A 17,581-nucleotide genomic window follows, 5' to 3' on the forward strand; every position below is an offset into this window, starting at 1 on the left:
CCCGGCCCCGGTCCGAACCGGCCCACGAACGCAGGCCGCTCAGGGGCGAGTTCGGGTCGTAAGGGGGGCGCGACGCCGAAGTGCCCCGTGAGCGTTCGGCCTACGCGGCGTCGAGGGCACCGGTGGGGCAGCCGTGCCGTCCGCGCCGGCCTCAGTCGTGCGGGATCACCGCGACGGGGCACTCGACGTGGTGCAGGACGGCGTGTGTGACCGGGCCCGTGTGGGCGCCCGCCCGGTGGCCGGTGGTGCGGCGGCCGACCACGAGGAGTCCGGCGTCCTTGGCGGCATGCACCAGGGTGACGGCGGCCCGGCCCTCGGTGACCACCTCGGTCAGCGGGACGGTCGGGTACTTCTCCCGCCAGGGACGCAGCACCGCCGTCACGGTGTGCTGTTCGTCGGCCAGATCCTGCGCGTACGGCCGCGGATCCGGTGCCGGGCCCTCGGGTGCCGCGGAGACGAGCGGGACCGACGGACCGGAGGCGGGTGGGACCGACGGGCCGGAGGCGGGCCGGGCCGGCGTCCGGAAGGCGTGGACCACCCGCAGGCCGGTCCCGCGCCGCCGGGCGGCGTCGAACGCGAACTCGATCAGCTCGTCACAGGGACGGCCGACGTCCAGGCCCAGGACGACGTCGCGGTAGGGCGTCTGCGGGATCTCTTCCGGGGCCACACCGTCCGCCGCCGGCAGGTGCTCCCCGGCGGCTCCGTGTCCGGCCCGCACCAGCACCACGGGGCGGGTGGACCGGCTGACGACGCGCTGGGAGACGGAGCCCGTCACGAACCCGCCCACGGGGCCGAGTCCGAGGGAGCCCAGGACCAGCAGGTCGGCGTCGGCCGCCGCGGCGAGCAGCGCGGCCACCGTCGCGTCGCAGACGAGACGTTCGGTGATCCGCAGACCGGGATGGGCGGCGCGCAGACCCCTGACGGCCTCCCCCAGGACCCGCTCCGCCCAGTCGTGCTCGCTGAAGTCCATGGGGACGTACGGCGCGGGGCGCGCGTGGCGGTACCAGGCGTGCACCACGCCGAGCCCGGTCCCCCGCCGCTGGGCCTCCTGCGCCGCCCAGTGCGCGGCGGCGAGGCCCGCGGGCGATCCGTCGACCCCCACCACGATGTCGTGCGGCATGACGTGTCCCCTCCCAAGTCGACGGACGTCCCTACGACTTCGAGCCTCCTCCTGGTCGCACCGGAGGTCCAAGGGGCCGTACAGCCCTGGCCAAGGGACCCTTCGACCCTGGGTGCCCTGAAGACCGAGCACAAGTTGCACACATCTCTTCTTCAGGTGGGTCCGCATGGTCTACATTGACCCCTGCTTCACCTGTTTGGACACCAGGCGACAAAAGATGATCTATCGATCCGGCGCTGTGCAAGGCCAGTAGTCGCAACCCCGGCGCCGGACCTGGGGATGATCGATCGGTGATGCCCGGGACGGGGCCTCGAGCGCGGGGAGCGCACGAGGCAGCCCTGAACGAACCGGGATTCATGCGCGGCGCGGGAGGCGGGGGCCTCTCGCGGGTGGAAAGAGCGCGGCGCGGGGGGCGGGGGTCTCCCGCAGGCACAGTGTTGGGCGAACCGTCGTACCACTGGGGACCTGGGGGGTTCTGTGCGGCAGGGGGGATTAGCCAGCCCGTTTCCGTCGGCGCGCGGGCAGCTGACGGACGGGGCCATCGGACAGCCCGCGATCGACTGGGAGCAGCGGTACCGCCGTACCGTGATCACCGGCGATACCGTGGCCACCGCCGTCGTGGTGGCGGCGATCGGCAACTTCTTCGGGGCCCGGGACGCGGCCAACTGGCATGAGAAGTGGGGGATTCTCGCGTTCGGCACCTGGCTGCTGGTGCTGGGGGCCCTCGCGGTGAGCCGGGCGTGGGCTCCGGCCGTGCTCGGCCAGGGCGCCGAGGAGTTCCGCCGGCTGGGACGCTCACTGTTCATGGCGACCGTCGTCCTGGCGCTCGGCGGGATCGCCCTCACCTCGCGCAACATCAAGCTGTGGATCTTCGTCGCGGTCCCCGCGATCGCGCTCATCGTCATGACCGCGCGGTATCTGCTGCGCCTCTGGCTGCACAGACAGCGGAAGGACGGACGGTGCCTGCGGCCGGTGCTCGCCGCCGGGAGCCCGGCCACCGTGCGCGACCTGATCACCCGGACCCGCAAGTTCCCGCACCTCGGCTGGCGGGTGGACGCGGTGTGCACGGCGGACGGTCGCGGGCTCGACGGTGACGAGCTGGACGGAGTGCCGGTGGTCGGTCGGCTGACGGACGTGGCCAAGCACGTCCGCCACGACGGCTACCGCGTCGTCGCGGTCACACCGGACCCGCACTGGTCACCGGACCGGCTGCAGCGGCTGGCCTGGAACCTCGAAGGCGGCGACACCGAAATGGTCGTGGCTCCCGTGCTGATGGAGGTGGCCGGTCCACGGCTGCACGTCGACGCGGTGCTCGGGATCCCGCTGCTGCGGGTCAGCATGCCGGCCTTCACCGGCGGCCGCCGGGCGGTCAAAGGGGTCGTCGACCGAGTAGGCGCAACGTTTCTGCTGATGGTGTGCGCGCCGCTGATGGCCGTCGTCGCGCTGCTCGTGCTGGTGGACAGCCGGGGCGGGGTGTTCTACCGGCAGCGCAGGGTCGGCAAGGACGGCCGCGAGTTCACCATTCTCAAGTTCCGCACCATGGTCGCCGGGGCCCACGAGGCACGGGGTGAGCTGGCCGACCGCAACGAGGGCTCCGGCCTGCTGTTCAAGCTCCACCGGGATCCGCGGGTGACCCGGGTGGGTGCGGTGCTGCGCCGGTACTCGATCGACGAGCTCCCGCAGCTCTTCAACGTGCTCGGCGGATCGATGTCGCTCGTCGGTCCGCGGCCTCCGCTACCGGAGGAGTCCGCAGCGTACGGACCGGACATCCGGCGGCGGCTGCTGGTCAAGCCGGGGCTCACCGGCCTCTGGCAGATCAGCGGACGCAGCGACCTGTCGTGGGAGGAGGCGGTCCGGCTGGACCTGCGGTACGTGGAGGACTGGTCGCTCGCCCTGGACACAGTGATCTTGTGGAAGACGCTGCGTGCGGTGCTCTCCGGGCAGGGGGCCTACTGATGGCGGGGCTGCGGCGGGGCGGTCCCGCCGACGCGCGGAACGCAGGCCGCAGGGGCCTGACTTGGGGGGAGGACGCGTCATGAGAATCAGCGTTTTCGGGCTGGGCTACGTGGGCTGCGTGTCGGCCGCGTGCCTGGCCGGCATGGGGCACGAGGTCATCGGGGTGGACGTGAACCAGGTCAAGGTCGGCCTGGTCAACGACGGCAAGGCCCCGGTGGTCGAGGAACGGATCGGCGAGCTCATCGCCGAGGCCGTGCGGACCGGGGCGTTACGCGCCACCGGCGACGTCCGCGAGGCCATCACGGGCAGCGAGGTGTCGCTGATCTGCGTGGGCACGCCGTCGGAGCCCAACGGCAGCCTGTGCACCACCTACCTGGAGCGGGTCACCGAGGAGATCGGCGCCGCACTGGCGGAGCGGGCCGGGCAAGGGGGACGGCACACCGTCGTGTTCCGCAGCACCATGCTCCCGGGCACCTGCCTGAACCTGCTGGTGCCGCTCCTCGAGAAGTACGTCGGCGGTACGGCCGGGGCCGACTTCGGGGTCGCGGTCAACCCGGAGTTCCTCCGCGAGGGCACGAGCGTGCGGGACTTCTTCGACCCGCCCAAGACCGTCATCGGCGAACTCGACCCGGCGAGCGGCGACGTGGTGGCGGCGCTGTACGAGGGCTTGCCCGGCGAGGTGTTCCGGGTGCCGGTCCCGACGGCCGAGGCGATCAAGTACGCGGACAACGCGTTCCACGGTCTCAAGATCGGCTTCGCGAACGAACTGGGCGCGGTGTGCCAGGCGCTCGGAGTGGACTCGCACCAGGTGATGGACGTGTTCCTGGCCGACCGCAAGCTGAACATCAGCCCCGCCTACCTGCGGCCCGGTTTCGCCTTCGGCGGCTCCTGCCTGCCGAAGGACCTGCGCAGTCTGGTCCACGCGGCGCGGCGGGCCGACGTCTCGGTGCCGATCCTCTCCCATGTGCTGCCCTCCAACTCCGACCATCTGCAGCGGGCGGTGGAGCTGGTCGAGCGGACCGGCAAACGCCGGGTCGGCCTCTTCGGGTTGTCCTTCAAGCCCGGCACCGACGACCTCCGCGAGAGCCCGCTCGTCGAACTGGCGGAGAGGCTCTTCGGCAAGGGCTACGACCTGCGGATCCACGACGCCAACGTGAGCCTGGCCCGGCTGATCGGCGCCAACCGCGAGTACGTCGAGACCCGGCTGCCGCACCTGGCGCAGCTGCTCGCGGACTCCGTCGGGGAGGTGCTCGATCACGCCGAGGTGTGCCTGGTCGGGACCAGGGATCCGGCCGTGCTGTCGGCGCTGCCCCATGGGGACGACCCGGTGATCGTCGACCTCGTCCGCCTGCCCGACGCCGAGGCGCGCCGGGCCGAGCCGGGGTACGTGGGCCTTGCCTGGTGACGCGGTCGGCGGTGACGGGGCGGGCCGGCGCGCGCTCATCCTGGTGGAGAACCTGTCGGTGCCGTTCGACCGGCGTGTGTGGCAGGAGTGCACGACGCTGCGCGACGCGGGCTGGGAGGTGCACGTCATCTGCCCGCAGGGCGGCAAGCGGGACACCGAGGCGGAAGCCGAGATCGACGGTGTGCGGATCCACCGCTACCCGTTGCGCGCGGCCACCGGAGGCCCGGCCGGCTACCTGCGGGAGTACGGAACGGCCCTGTGGCACACGGCCCGGCTGGCCCGCAAGGTCGGACCCGTGGACGTGGTCCACGCCTGCAACCCGCCCGACCTGCTGTTCCTGCCGGCCCTGTGGCTGAAGCGGCGCGGCGCGCGGTTCGTCTTCGACCAGCACGACCTGGTACCCGAGCTGTACCTCTCCCGGTTCGGACGCGGCGAGGACCTGCTCTACCGCGCCGTGTGCGCGCTGGAACGGTGGACCTACCGGGCCGCGGACATCGTGCTCGCCACGAACGAGAGCTACCGGGACGTCGCGGTGCGCCGTGGTGGCCGGCGGCCGGAGGACGTCTTCGTGGTGCGCAGCGCCCCCGCGAGCGACCGGTTCCGACCGGTGCCGCCTGAGCCGGAGTTGAAGCGCGGGAAGCCTCATCTGCTGTGCTACCTCGGTGTGATGGGTCCGCAGGACGGAGTCGACTACGCCCTGCGCGCCCTGGCGAAGCTGCGCGACGAGCTCGGACGGACCGACTGGCACGCGGTGTTCGTCGGCGCCGGCGACGCCTTCGACGCGATGGTGGAGCTGTCCCGGCGGCTCGGGCTCACCGATCAGGTGCGGTTCACCGGGCGCGTTCCGGACGCCGACCTGGTGCGCCACCTGTCCACCGCGGACGTGTGCCTCTCCCCCGACCCGCGCAACCCGCTCAACGACGTGTCGACCATGAACAAGGTCCTGGAGTACATGGCGATGGGCCGGCCGATCGTCTCGTTCGACCTGAAGGAGGCGCGCGTGTCCGCCGGTGACGCCGCCGTCTACGCGCCCGCCGACGACGAGGCCCAGTTCGCCAAGCTCATCGCGGTGTTGCTGGACGACCCGGAGAAGCGGGCCCGGATGGGCGAGATCGGCCAGGAGCGGATCAGCGGGCCGCTGTCCTGGCGGAAGTCGCAGGAGTCGCTGCTCGCCGCCTATGCCGCCGCCTGCCGTGGCCGCACTCCGGTGTCGGCGAACCGCCCGGTACGAGCAGGGAAGAGGCCGCGCAGTTGAGCGATGACACGATCCGCCTCGTCACGATCGGGCGGATACTCCGCCGGCGATGGCGGCTGCTCGCCGTCCTCGCCGTGGTGGGCGCACTGGTCGGCTACGGCACCTCGGTGGTGGTCCTCCCACCGCGGTACACCGCGTCGGCGTCGGTACTGCTGCCGGGGCAGTGGGAGGAGCGCGAACTGCTCACCCAGGTGGACATCGCGACCAGTTCGGCGGTGGCCGACCGCGCGGCCGCGGCTCTGCACTGGCCCGGCTTCGACGGCACCGAGCTGCGGGAGCGCGTGAGCGCCAAGGCCGCCGACGGGAACATCATCACGGTCTCGGGTACGGCCGGCACCCCGGAGCGCGCCCAGCGGCTCTGCGACCAGGTGGCCGGGGAGTTCGTGGCCTTCGCCGCGCGGGTCGCGGGCGGCGGCACCGACGCCGCGGCGGCCACGGACGCCGAGGCGCTGCGGAAGAAGGTCCAGGAGACCGACCGCCGCATCACCGAGCTGGCCGAGGCGGCCGATCCGGGACGGAGCGTGGAGAGCGTGCAGGCCCGCACCGCGCTGGAGAACCTGCGCACCTCCCTGGAACAAGCCATGAAGAAACTGGACGAGGCCGGCCCGGCGACCGGCAAGGCCGGCATGGTCGTGATGGGCCCCGCCGCCCGGCCGGCCGGCGAGGCGCCGCCGACGCGGACGCAGCTCGTCGCCGCCGGGGCGCTGCTGTCCTTCCTGCTCACCGTCATCGGCCATCTCGTCACCGCACGGATGAACCGCAGGCTGCGCACCGAACCGGAGATCGCCGCGGCGCTCGGCTCGACGCTCCTCGGCACCGTCGACGTGCCGGGTGAACGGGACCCGCACCGGCCCGGAGCCGGCGGCCCACGAGCCCGGATCCGCCGGCTCCTCGGCGTCGACACCCGGTGGGACCTGCCGGCCCCGCGGAAGTCCGGCGACGAGGCCGGCAGACGGCTCCGCTACCGGCGGGTGTGCGCCCGCCTGAGGGACCGGCTGCCGGCGTCCGGACCGCTGCTGGTCGTCGTACCGGACGGCGACGGGACGGCCCGCCGGGCCGCGGGGCAGCTCGTCGCCGAGGCCAGGGGCGGTCCGCCGCTGCGGGTGGTGGAGGTGCCGGTGGACCGGCCGCTGGTGCCGGACGGCGACGCCGAGTCCGGCGCCCTGGTGATGCTCAGCGCCGGCAGCTGGACCGCGGAGGAGCTCGCCGGTGTCGCCGAGGCGTGCGCGGACGGCGGACACGAGGTCGTCGGCTTCGTCATCGCCCATCTGGTCCAGGCCGGCCCCGCACGGTCCGCCGGCCGGCTTTCGGACGACGCCACTCCGGCGCTCGCGGTGCGCGGCCACGCGACGGGGGGTTCGGCGTGACGACGAGTACGACGTCACAGTCGTCGGCCGCTGTTCCGCTCCTCGACCTGCAGGCGCTGGTGGTGGCGGTGCGCAGGCGCCGCCGCCTGTGGTGCGCCATGGCCCTGCTCGGCCTGCTGCTCGGCGCGGCGGTGGCGGTCCTGCTCCCGCCGCCGCCGAGCGCGGTGACCAAGGTGCTGGTCACGCACGAGGACGACCAGCCGAACGACACAGGAACGCTGATCCGCACCGACGTCGCGCTGCTGGAGACCACGCGGGTCGCCGGCATGGCCCTGAAGTCCCTCAAGTCCCCGGAAAGGCCCGAGGACTTCATGCGCGACTACCGGGGCACGGGCCTGACCAACAACCTGCTGCAGATCGAGGTGAACGGCGACAGCGACGCGGAGGCGGTGGCCCGGGCCCGGGCGCTGGCCGACGCGTTCGTCACGGACCACGTGCGGCGGATGCGGCGGGCCGCGAACGCCGAGGCCGAGGCACTGCTCGACCAGCGTGACCGCATGCGGGAGGAGCTCGCCCGGGTCAACAAGGAGATCGGAGACCGGCCGCCGGGCAGCGACCCGAAGGCCTCGGCGAGCATCGAGTCGCTCTTCGCCCGCCGGGCCGAACTCAACTCGCGCATCGCGGATTTCGACCAGCGCGCCACTCAGGCGCGTACCGGCACGCCCGAGGTCATCGCCGGTACCCAGATCGTGGACGCCCCGCGTGCGGTGCGGCACTCCCTGCCGAAGGCCGCTGTCACGGACGCCGGGATCGGGCTCGTCCTCGGGCTCGTCCTCGGACTCGCGCTGGCCGCGGTCACCACGGTCGTGGCGGACCGCCCCGTGCTGCGCCGGGACATCGCGGCGAACCTGGGCGCCTCGGTCATCGCGGAGCTGCCCCGCGCGTCCCTGCGGCCGGGCGGCGGGTGGCGGCGCCGGCGGACCCGGGCGGCACGCGAACGGCTCACCACGACCCTCACCCGCTGCGTGCGCGGCTCCGAGGAACCGGTGTCGCTGCTGGAACTGGGCTGTGCGCGCGGCACGTGTGTGATCGCCCTGGACGTCGCCCGGGTCCTGGCGAAGGAGGGGCCGCTGGTCGTCGTCGACGGCCTGCCCGGCCCGCGGCTGGCGGACCGCCGCCCGAAGCCGGGAGACCCGGCCGTGGTCAGCGGCGAGCACGCCGCGGCCATGTCACCTCAAGGATGCCGGCTCGGCGTCGGCTCGGTGGCGCCCGGCACGGCGTGGACCGACCTGCGGTACCTCGGCACCCGGACGGTGCTCGTCGTGCGGGCCGGGCACGGCAGCGCCGCATGGCTGCACACCGTGGCGCGGCAGCTCGCGGACCAGCGCGTCGAGGTGATCGGCGTGGTGCTGATCGACCCCGACCCGCGGGACCGGACCGACGGCACGCTGTGGGACGGGCTGCACACCGCGCTGCGCGGCCGCGGCGAGCGACCGGCCCGGCAGGGCGGTGGGGGCACCTCCCACGCCGTTCAGGCAGTGGGCGAGGGCAGGCGGCGGGCGGAACGACAGCCGATGCGGGCCGCACTCGTCCCGGACAACGACCAGGAGGCGCGGTAGGACATGTGTGGCATCGCGGGTACGTTCCGATGGCCTGAGGGGAAGCTGGTGACCGACCGGCTCACCGACACCCTCGCCCACCGCGGCCCGGACGGGGCGGGCCGATACAGCCATCCCGTGGGTGACGGCGAGGTGCACTTCGGGCACCGCCGACTCGCCGTCATCGATTTGTCCGCAACCGGCGCCCAGCCGATGGTCTCGGACGGCCTCGCCCTGACGTACAACGGCGAGCTGTACAACGCGCCCGAGCTGCGGGCCGAACTGGCGGCCGCCGGGGCGCGCTTCAGGGGTACCTCGGACACCGAGGTGCTGCTGGAGGCCTGGCGGCGCTGGGGCACGAACTGCCTGCCCCGGCTGCGCGGCATGTTCGCGTTCGGGATCTTCGACGAGCGCACCGGTGAACTGGTGCTGGCCCGCGATCAGTTGGGCGTCAAGCCGCTGTTCCTGCTCCGGCGGGGCGCGGGCCTGGTGTTCGCCTCCGAGCTCAAGGCGCTGGCCGCCGCGACCGGCGGGGCGCTGGAGGTGGACCACGCGGCACTGGTGGCCTCGCTCCTCTACTACTGGGTGCCGGACTCACGCTGCGCGCTGCGCGAGGCGGAGAAGCTGCCGCCGGGGAGCTGGCTCAGGTGCCGGGCCGACGGCCGGGTGGAGCGGGGCCGGTTCTGGAACCTCAAGGACGTCGCGGCCGAGGGCCAGGAGCGGGCCCGGACCGGCGAGCGGCCGGACATCGCCGCCACCGTCGAGGAGTCGACACGGCGCCACCTGCTCTCCGACGTCCCCGTGGCGACGTTCCTCTCCGGCGGCCTCGACTCCAGCTATCTGACCGCGCTGGCCGCCCGCCACCGGCCCGGGATCTCCGCCTACACGATCGGGTTCCGCGCCGAGGACGCCAGGTTCGAGGCGATGCCGGACGACCTGCGCTACGCCCGGCAGGTGGCCGAGCGGTTCGGCGTCGACCTGCACGAGATCGAGATCGCCCCGAACGTGCTCGACCTGCTGCCGCGGATGACGTACCACCTGGACGAGCCGATCGGCGACCCAGCGGCGATCAACACGTTTCTCATCTGTACGGCCGCCCGGGAGGCCGGGGTCAAGGTGATGCTCTCCGGGATGGGCGCCGACGAACTGTTCGCCGGATACCGCAAGCACCTGGCCAACCTGCTCGCGCTGCGCTACCAGCGTGTCCCGCGGCCCCTGCGGCGCGGGGTGTCCGCGGCCGTGGACCGGCTGCCGGTCGCCACCTCCCGCCGCGGGTACCGGTCGGTGCGCTTCGCGAAGCGGTTCCTCTCCTTCGCCGATCTGCCGGAGGAGACCGCGTTCCGGCGCAGCTACACCCTGTACGACCGGGGCGAGCTGCTCGCCCTGGTCGATCCGGACCTGGCCGGAACGGTCGAGGACGTGCTGACCGAGCACGCGGACGTCTACCAGGACAACGACCTCGGCGACTTCGTCAACCGCATGTGCCTGGGCGACGCCCGGATGTTCCTGCCGGGCCTCAACCTCACCTACACCGACCGCTCCAGCATGGCCGCGTCGACCGAGGTGCGGGTGCCGTACGTGGACGTCGAGGTGGTGAAGGCGGCGTTCGCGGTGCCCGGCGACCGCAAGATCGTCGGGCGGCAGGGCAAGGCCGTCCTCAAGGAGGCGGCCGGCTCGGTCCTGCCCCGGGAGATCGTCCACCGGCCCAAGGGCCTGTTCAGCGCCCCGCTGCGGGCCTGGATGAGCCGCGACCTGGCGCCGCTGGTGCGCGAGGTGGTCAACGACGGCGAACTCGTCCGTTCCGGGTTCCTGCGCCGTGACGCGCTGGCGCGGATGGTCGCCGAGGACGCCGCCGGGCAGCGGGACTTCTCCAAGCATCTGTGGCATGTGCTGACCCTCGAGTACTGGTATCGCGACGCGACCTCCCGGTCCGGCCAGAGCACTCGGTTACCGGCTTAGGAATCAGAGGAGTTCGGGTGAAGCAGGTTGTGCAGAACTACAAGAGCGGCGAGCTGGCGGTGCTCGACGTGCCGGTGCCGGGGTGCAAGCCGGGCGGTGTGCTGGTCCGCAGCGCCTACTCGCTGATCTCCACCGGGACCGAGCTCATGAAGGTGTCCGAGGCCGGCATGTCGATGCTGGGCAAGGCCCGCTCCCGGCCGGACCAGGTGGCCAAGGTCATGCAGAGCGTGGCCACCAACGGGGTGCCGTCCACGTACCGCAAGGTGATGGGCAAGCTGGACTCCTACACGCCGCTGGGCTACTCGCTGTGCGGGGTGGTCGAGCAGGTCGGCGCGGGCATCGACGACGTGAAGGCCGGTGACCTCGTGGCGTGCGCCGGCAACGAGCACGCGCTGCACGCCGAGTTGAACTGGGTGCCGAAGAACCTCTACACCCCGGTGCCGGACGGCCTCGCGCCGCGGGACGCGGCCTTCGGCACCGTCGGGTCGATCGCGCTGCAGGGCGTCCGCCAGGGCGAGTCCCGGCTCGGTGAGGTGGCGCTGGTCATCGGCCTCGGGCTGATCGGGCAGCTGGTGGTGCAGCTCCTCGCCGCGTCGGGAGTGCGTGTCGTCGGCGCCGACCCCGATCCGGCGCGCTGCGAGCTCGCCGAGCGCCTGGGCGCGGCGGCCTGCGGCGATCCCGCGTCCGCGGCCGTGGAGACCGCGGTCGCCGAACTGACCGGCGGACACGGCGTGGACCAGGTGTACCTGGCCGCCGGGGGCGGCAGCAACCAGCCCGTCGAGCTGGCCGCCCGGCTGTGCCGGGACCGCGGCCGGGTCGTCGACATCGGCAAGTGCCGCCTGGACCTGCCGTGGAACGCGTACTACGAGAAAGAGCTCGACGTCCGCTTCTCCCGCAGTTACGGCCCCGGCCGCTACGACCCGGAGTACGAGCTGGAGGGGCGCGACTACCCGATCGGTCACGTGCGCTGGACCGAGCGCCGCAACCTGGCGTGCTTCCTCGATCTCCTCTCCCGCGGCAGCGTCGACGTGGAACCCCTGGTCTCCCACATCGCCGACTTCGACGACGCCGTGCAGACGTACCAGCGCCTGAAGGACGGCGACCTGAAGGCCGTTGCCGTGCTGTTCCGCTACCCCGGGCCCGGACACACGGCGGAGGCGGCGGCCCCGGCGGTGGATGTGCCCGCGGTGAACGTTCGGCGGATTCCGGCCCGGCCCGCCAGCACACCGGTGCGGCTCGCGTTCGTCGGCGCGGGGAACTACGCGAGTTCGATGCTGCTGCCGCACCTGGTGCGGCGCGACGGCGTCGAGCTGTCCACCGTCGTCACCACGACGGCGCTGTCCGCGGCCAACGCGCAGCGGAAGTTCGGCTTCGCCGGGGCGACCACCGACCTCGACGCCGTACTCGGCGACCCGTCCGTGGACGCGGTATTCGTGGTCACCCGGCACAGCTCGCACGCCGAACTGACCCGGAAGGCACTACTGGCCGGCAAGGCCGTCTTCGTGGAGAAGCCCCTGGCTCTCACCGAGGACGAGCTGGCCGGGGTGCTCGCGGCGGTGGAGGAGTCCGGCAACGACCGGCTGCAGGTGGGCTTCAACCGCCGGTTCGCGCCGCTGCTGCGGGAGGCCAGGCGGCGGTTCGGCGCCCGCAGCGGTGCGGCGAGCCTGCGTTACCTGGTCAACGCGGGCCGCCTCGACGCCGGCAGCTGGTACCTCCGGCGGGGCACCGAGGGCTCGCGGTTCGCCGGTGAGGGCGGGCACTTCATCGACACGGCGAGCTGGCTGCTCGACGCCGACCCGGTCTCGGTGTACGCGGTCGCCACGTCCGGCGACGACGACCTGCAGGTCGTGCTGCGCTACCCGGACGGGTCCACCGCCACCATCAGTTACGTCACGACCGGCCCGTCCGCGTTCCCCAAGGAGACGCTGGACCTGGTCGCGGACGGCAAGGCGCTGCGGCTCGACGACTTCGTCCGTGCCTCGGTCCACGGCCGCAAGCGGTGGGTCAGTTCGCGGCTGCCCAAGGCCCGGGACAAGGGCCAGAACGCCGAACTCGCCGCGTTCGTCAAGGCCGTGCGGACCGGTGGGCCGATGCCGGTGCCGCTTCGGTCGCTGGCCGCCACCACGGCGGCCACCCTCGCCGTGCGGGCCGGCCTGGCGGCCGGCGCCCCGGTGACGCTGGCGGGGGCGCGATGACGGTGAGCTCGGGCAGTGCGGGCTGGTACCTGCGGCGGCTGTCCCGGATGGGGCCGCAGGAGGTCGCGGGCCGGGTCGGCGACACGGTGCGCAGGCGGCGCTGGCGGTCGGCGCGGACGAGCTGCCCGGACGTGACCGGCGCCCGCTTCACCTCCGTCCTGCCCGCCGGGGCGATCGCCGCGGTGCCTCCCGACGCCGCGAAACGTCTCATCGCCGAGGCGGACCGGCTGATGCACGGGCACGCCGAGTACTTCGGGGTGGTCCGCGACGACCTGGCCGACCCGGACTGGTGGTACGACCCGAAGACCGGGCGCCGGGCTCCGTGGGGTTACGCCTTCGACCTGCCGTACCGGAGCGAGGACGCGGTCGGGGACATCAAGCAGATCTGGGAGCTGTCCCGCCACCAGTACCTCACCGTGCTCGCCGCCGCCTACGCGATCACCGGCGACGAGCGGTACGCCGAGCGCGTGGCCCAGCACCTGCGGTCGTGGTGGGCGGCCAACGCGCCGCTGCGCGGAGTGCACTGGATCAGCGGCATCGAGCTGGGGATCCGGCTGCTGTCCTGGGTGTGGATCCGCCGGCTGCTCGACGGCTGGCCGGGCGCGGCCGCTCTGTTCGAGGGCAACCCGGTGGCGCTGAACCAGATCTGGCACCACCAGCGCTGGCTGGCCGCCTTCCCCAGCCGGGGGTCCTCGGCGAACAACCACGTCATCGCCGAGGCCGCCGGGCAGTTCGCCGCGGCCTGCGCGTTCGGGTGGTTCCCCTCCTCGGCGCGCTGGCGGGCCGACGCGCTGCGGTCGCTGGAGCGGCACTTGCGCGGCAACACCTTCGGCTCCGGCCTCAACCGCGAGCTGGCCACCGAGTATCACGGACTGGTGCTGGAGCTCGGCCTGGCCGCGGTGGCGGAGGCCGACGCGGCGGGCAGGCCGGTCCCCGCGTCGATCCGGCTCGTACTGCTGCGGATGACCGACGCCCTCGCCGCCGTCGTGGACAGCAGATTGCGGCCGCCTCGCCAGGGAGACGCGGACGACGGGCACGGTCTGGTCGTGGACGGCGCGGGCACCGACCGCTGGGGCTCGCTGCTGGCCACCGGGGACGCCGTGTTCGGCCGGCTCGACTGGTGGCCGGCGCCGGCCGGCACCGATGTGCGCACCGCGCTGCTGACCGCGCTGATCAAGCCCACCGCACCGGCCGTGGCCCGGCCGGCGAGCCGCCCCGCGCACTTCCCCGACGCGGGCATGACCATCCTGCGCGGTCCGGGGGAGATCTGGTGCCGCTGCGACGGCGGTCCGCACGGCTTCCTGTCCATCGCCGCGCACGCCCACGCGGACGCGCTGTCCGTGGAGGTCCGGCACGACGGGGTCGACGTGCTCGCCGACCCGGGGACGTACTGCTACCACGGGCAGCCCGAGTGGCGGCGGTACTTCCGGTCGACCCTGGGCCACAACACCCTGCAACTGGACGGCGGTGACCAGTCCGTCTCCGGCGGCCCCTTCCTGTGGACCCGGCATGCCCGCAGCCGCGTCCTGGTGGCGGAGACCGCCGGGAAGGGGGCGGCACGCTGGAGCGCCGAGCACGACGGTTACCAGCGCTGCGTGCACCGCCGCCGGGTGGAGCTGACGGCCGCGAGCCAGGAGCTGAGGGTGGTCGACGAGGTCCGCGGCCGGCACGGCCCGCGCAGGGCCGTACGGCTGGCGTTCCACCTCGGCCCGGCGATCGCCGCGGACCTGACGGGGAGCCGGGCGGTGCTCACCTGGACCCGGGACGGCGAGGACCGCTCCGCGGTGCTCGACCTGCCCGGGCAGCTTTCCTGGCGGGCGCATCGCGGCGAGAGCGACCCCCCTCTGGGCTGGTACTCCGCCGGCTTCGGGCGCAAGGAGCCCAGCACGACGCTGCTCGGCACCGGCTTCACCGACGGCACGGAGGCGTTCACGACCGTACTCGGCTTCAGCGGCCAGGGGGACGTGTGACGTCGACCAGGCGACACCGGGCGTGGGCCGCGGCACCGCTGGCGCTTGCCCTGCTGTCGGTGACCGGCTGCGAGAGCGCGCCGGGCGCGCGGCCGAAGCCGACCGCCGCGCCCGCCACGTCGGTGGCCCGGGTGTGCGCCAGGCCCGCGGCCGGGCCGGTGAAGGCGCCGGCGGGCGCGGTGACGGTCGACCCCGAGGTGGTCGGTGACCTGGCCGAGAAGACGAAGAGCAGCCCCCCGGGCACCACGTTCTGGCTTCGGCCGGGCAAGCACAGGCTCCAGCCGGACCGCTACGCCCAGGTCGTCGCCAAGCGGGGGAACCGCTACCTCGGCGCTCCCGGCGCGGTGCTCGACGGCGGGAAGAGGAACAACTACGCGTTCAGCGGCACCGCCGGCGACGTCACGATCCGCCACCTGACCGTGCAGCATTTCACCGCGCCGCCCGACGAGGGCGTGGTCAACCACGACATGGCCGACGGTTGGGTGATCGAGCACGCGAAGATCCAGTACAACTCCGGTGCCGGGCTGATGGCCGGCGCCCGCCAGCGAGTCCGCGCCAGCTGCCTGCGCGGCAACGGGCAGTACGGGATGAATGCGTACAAGACCGGTGACTCCATCCGCCAGCTGGTGGTCGAGGGCAACGAGATCACGGGCAACAACACCGACGACTGGGAGCGGCGCAAGCCCGGTTGCGGATGCACCGGCGGTGTGAAGTTCTGGGCGGTCGACGGCGCCGACGTGCGGGGCAACTGGGTGCACCACAACCGCGGAGCCGGGCTGTGGGCGGACACCGACAACAACGACTTCCGCATCGAGAACAACGTGCTCGAGGCCAACGACGGTGCCGCGCTGATCTACGAGACCAGCTACAACGCGGTGATCCGGAAGAACACGATCCGGCGCAACAACCGGGTCGAGGGCCGTAAGGCGGCCGACCGCGGCGACACCTTCCCGTACGCGACCGTCTACGTGTCCGAGTCCGGCGGCGAGCCACGGATCCGGGCCCGCACGGACAAGCTGGAGATCTACCGGAACGTGCTGGAGGACAACTGGAACGGCATCACCCTGTGGGAGAACGCCGACCGGTTCTGCAACAGCCCGGCCAACACCTCGACCGGTTACTGCACGTTGCTGGTGAAGGACACCGGCCGCTGCGCGAGGACGGCGATCGCCACCGCACCGCTCCACGCCGACTGCCGGTGGAAGACCCAGCGCGTCGACATCCACCACAACCGCTTCCTGCTGGACACGTCGGTCGTCGGGTGCGAGACCGAGTGCGGCCGCATGGCGGTCCTCGCCAACTACGGCACCTATCCGCAGTGGTCGCCGTACAAGGGCAGGCGGGTGGCCGAGGCGATCACCCACAAGCAGCACAACCGCTGGCACCACAACCTCTACCGAGGACCGTGGAGCTTCGTCGCGGAGAACACGGACCGGCTGCTCGACTCCGGACAGTGGCGGAGCACGCCGTACCGGCAGGACGCGGGCAGCACCTTCTCACGACCGGCCGGTGGTTGAGATGGACGAAGACCTGAAGCGCGGCGGTGCGCCGGGCGGAGGGGGAACCGCCGTCCGGTCTCGCGCCGAGCCGCGTGCCGCCGGCACCCCGAAGGCCGTCGCGATCGTCTGGGCGCTGCTGGGCCTCAACACGCTCGGCTCCGCCGGGGCGAAGACCATCGTCCCGCTGCCCCGCTCCCTCATCCAGATGGTCACCATGGGCGCGCTGGCCGCCGCGTTCGCGTTGGCGCTCACGCTCAATCTCCGGCTGCGCGTCCGGCCCAGCGCCTTCGTGTTCCTGCTCACCCTGCTGCTGGTGCCGAGCGTGATCTCCAGCGCGGACCTGGAGTCCGGGTTCGGCGCGCTGTTCCGCTGCGCCCGGCTGGCCCTCTTCGTCGGCACGTTGTGGCTGCTCACCCGGTGGTGGGACGGCGGCCTGACATTCGTCCGGCACCACATCCGGATGTACTTCGCGGCCCTGGGGACGGCGGCCGCGGGCCTGGTCATCTCCCCGGGCGCGGCCATGCCCGAGACCTACGGCGGGCGTCTCGTCGGCGCGTTGTGGCCGCTCACCCCGCCGCAGATCGGACAGTACGCCGCGGTGATCACCGGGCTCACCGTGCTGCTCGTCATGGGCGGCCGGACCACCGGCGGCAGCGCGGCGGCGGTCATCGTGCCGTCCTTGGTGCTGCTCGCGCTGACCCACACCCGGACGGCCACGGTCGGGCTGCTCGCCGGGCTGGCGCTGGCGATCGGTTCGCTCGTCCTGACCAGCGCCGCCGCCCGCCGGTTCTTCACCTGGGCGGTGCTGGTCTGCGCGGTGGCCGCGGTGGGCTTCGCCTCCGCACTGCAGGCGTGGTTCCTGCGCGGCCAGAGCAGGGAGAACTTCACCAGCCTCACCGGCAGGGCCAAGGTCTGGGACGCCCTGCTGGCAGCGCCCAGGACGACCGCGGAGCAGGTGTTCGGCACGGGCCTGGGCGACAAGTCGTTCGGCGGGCTGCCGATCGACAACAGCTGGCTGGCCGTCTACAACGAGCAGGGTCTGATCGGCCTCACCCTCGTGGCGGCGTTCGTCGTCGTCCTCGCGGGTGTCGCGCTGCTGCGGCCACCGTCGCTGCCGAGGGCCTGCGCGATCTTCCTGATCAGCTATGTCGCGATCTCGTCGTACACCGAGGCCGGCCTCGGCGACGCCTCGCCGTATCTGCTGCATCTGGCCCTGGCCGCCTCGCTCCTGGCGGCACCCGCCGCGGCCGTGCAGGGTACCAGGCCCGCGGTCCCCCAGCCACGTATCCCGCGATGGGCCCGGAGGTGACCGTGAGC

Annotated in this window: 11 protein-coding genes; 10 read left to right on the top strand and 1 reads right to left on the bottom strand. The window is 73.0% G+C overall.

The window, feature by feature from the left end:
* Window positions 1-151 precede the first annotated feature (151 nt).
* Window positions 152-1,120 (bottom strand): universal stress protein, encoded by a 969-nt coding sequence (locus IE212_RS17440; protein ID WP_190198783.1) that lies wholly within the window; start codon window positions 1,118-1,120, stop codon window positions 152-154.
* A 477-nt stretch (window positions 1,121-1,597) separates the two neighbouring features.
* On the opposite strand from IE212_RS17440, the gene IE212_RS17445 reads away from it, so the two are divergent.
* From IE212_RS17445 to IE212_RS17490, 10 genes are all read left to right on the top strand, one after another.
* On the top strand, window positions 1,598-3,076 hold the full coding sequence (locus IE212_RS17445; protein WP_190198784.1) for a sugar transferase: 1,479 nt from the start codon (window positions 1,598-1,600) through the stop codon (window positions 3,074-3,076).
* A 79-nt stretch (window positions 3,077-3,155) separates the two neighbouring features.
* The gene (locus tag IE212_RS17450; RefSeq protein ID WP_190198785.1) at window positions 3,156-4,481 is read left to right on the top strand and encodes a nucleotide sugar dehydrogenase; all 1,326 of its coding nucleotides are present in this window, start codon (window positions 3,156-3,158) and stop codon (window positions 4,479-4,481) included.
* Complete coding sequence (locus IE212_RS17455; RefSeq protein ID WP_190198786.1) at window positions 4,471-5,736, top strand: glycosyltransferase family 4 protein; 1,266 nt, start codon at window positions 4,471-4,473, stop codon at window positions 5,734-5,736. Before IE212_RS17450 ends, IE212_RS17455 begins: the two co-directional genes overlap by 11 nt.
* Complete coding sequence (locus IE212_RS17460) at window positions 5,733-7,103, top strand: Wzz/FepE/Etk N-terminal domain-containing protein (protein ID WP_190198787.1); 1,371 nt, start codon at window positions 5,733-5,735, stop codon at window positions 7,101-7,103. Before IE212_RS17455 ends, IE212_RS17460 begins: the two co-directional genes overlap by 4 nt.
* Complete coding sequence (locus IE212_RS17465; RefSeq protein ID WP_190198788.1) at window positions 7,100-8,662, top strand: Wzz/FepE/Etk N-terminal domain-containing protein; 1,563 nt, start codon at window positions 7,100-7,102, stop codon at window positions 8,660-8,662. Before IE212_RS17460 ends, IE212_RS17465 begins: the two co-directional genes overlap by 4 nt.
* Before the next feature lie 3 nt (window positions 8,663-8,665).
* Window positions 8,666-10,600, top strand: a complete 1,935-nt coding sequence (asnB, locus tag IE212_RS17470) for an asparagine synthase (glutamine-hydrolyzing) (RefSeq protein WP_190198789.1) — start codon at window positions 8,666-8,668, stop codon at window positions 10,598-10,600.
* 17 nt (window positions 10,601-10,617) lie between these two features.
* Entirely contained in the window at window positions 10,618-12,795 is a 2,178-nt protein-coding gene (locus tag IE212_RS17475; protein WP_190198790.1) for a bi-domain-containing oxidoreductase, read from the top strand.
* The gene (locus IE212_RS17480) at window positions 12,792-14,765 is read left to right on the top strand and encodes a heparinase II/III family protein (RefSeq protein WP_190198791.1); all 1,974 of its coding nucleotides are present in this window, start codon (window positions 12,792-12,794) and stop codon (window positions 14,763-14,765) included. Before IE212_RS17475 ends, IE212_RS17480 begins: the two co-directional genes overlap by 4 nt.
* The gene (locus tag IE212_RS17485) at window positions 14,762-16,282 is read left to right on the top strand and encodes a right-handed parallel beta-helix repeat-containing protein (protein WP_190198792.1); all 1,521 of its coding nucleotides are present in this window, start codon (window positions 14,762-14,764) and stop codon (window positions 16,280-16,282) included. Before IE212_RS17480 ends, IE212_RS17485 begins: the two co-directional genes overlap by 4 nt.
* A gap of 1 nt (window position 16,283) precedes the next feature.
* The gene (locus IE212_RS17490; RefSeq protein WP_190198793.1) at window positions 16,284-17,573 is read left to right on the top strand and encodes an O-antigen ligase family protein; all 1,290 of its coding nucleotides are present in this window, start codon (window positions 16,284-16,286) and stop codon (window positions 17,571-17,573) included.
* The last annotated feature ends 8 nt before the right edge of the window (window positions 17,574-17,581 follow it).

This window comes from Streptomyces djakartensis, assembly GCF_014651075.1.
Classification (GTDB): domain Bacteria; phylum Actinomycetota; class Actinomycetes; order Streptomycetales; family Streptomycetaceae; genus Streptomyces; species Streptomyces djakartensis.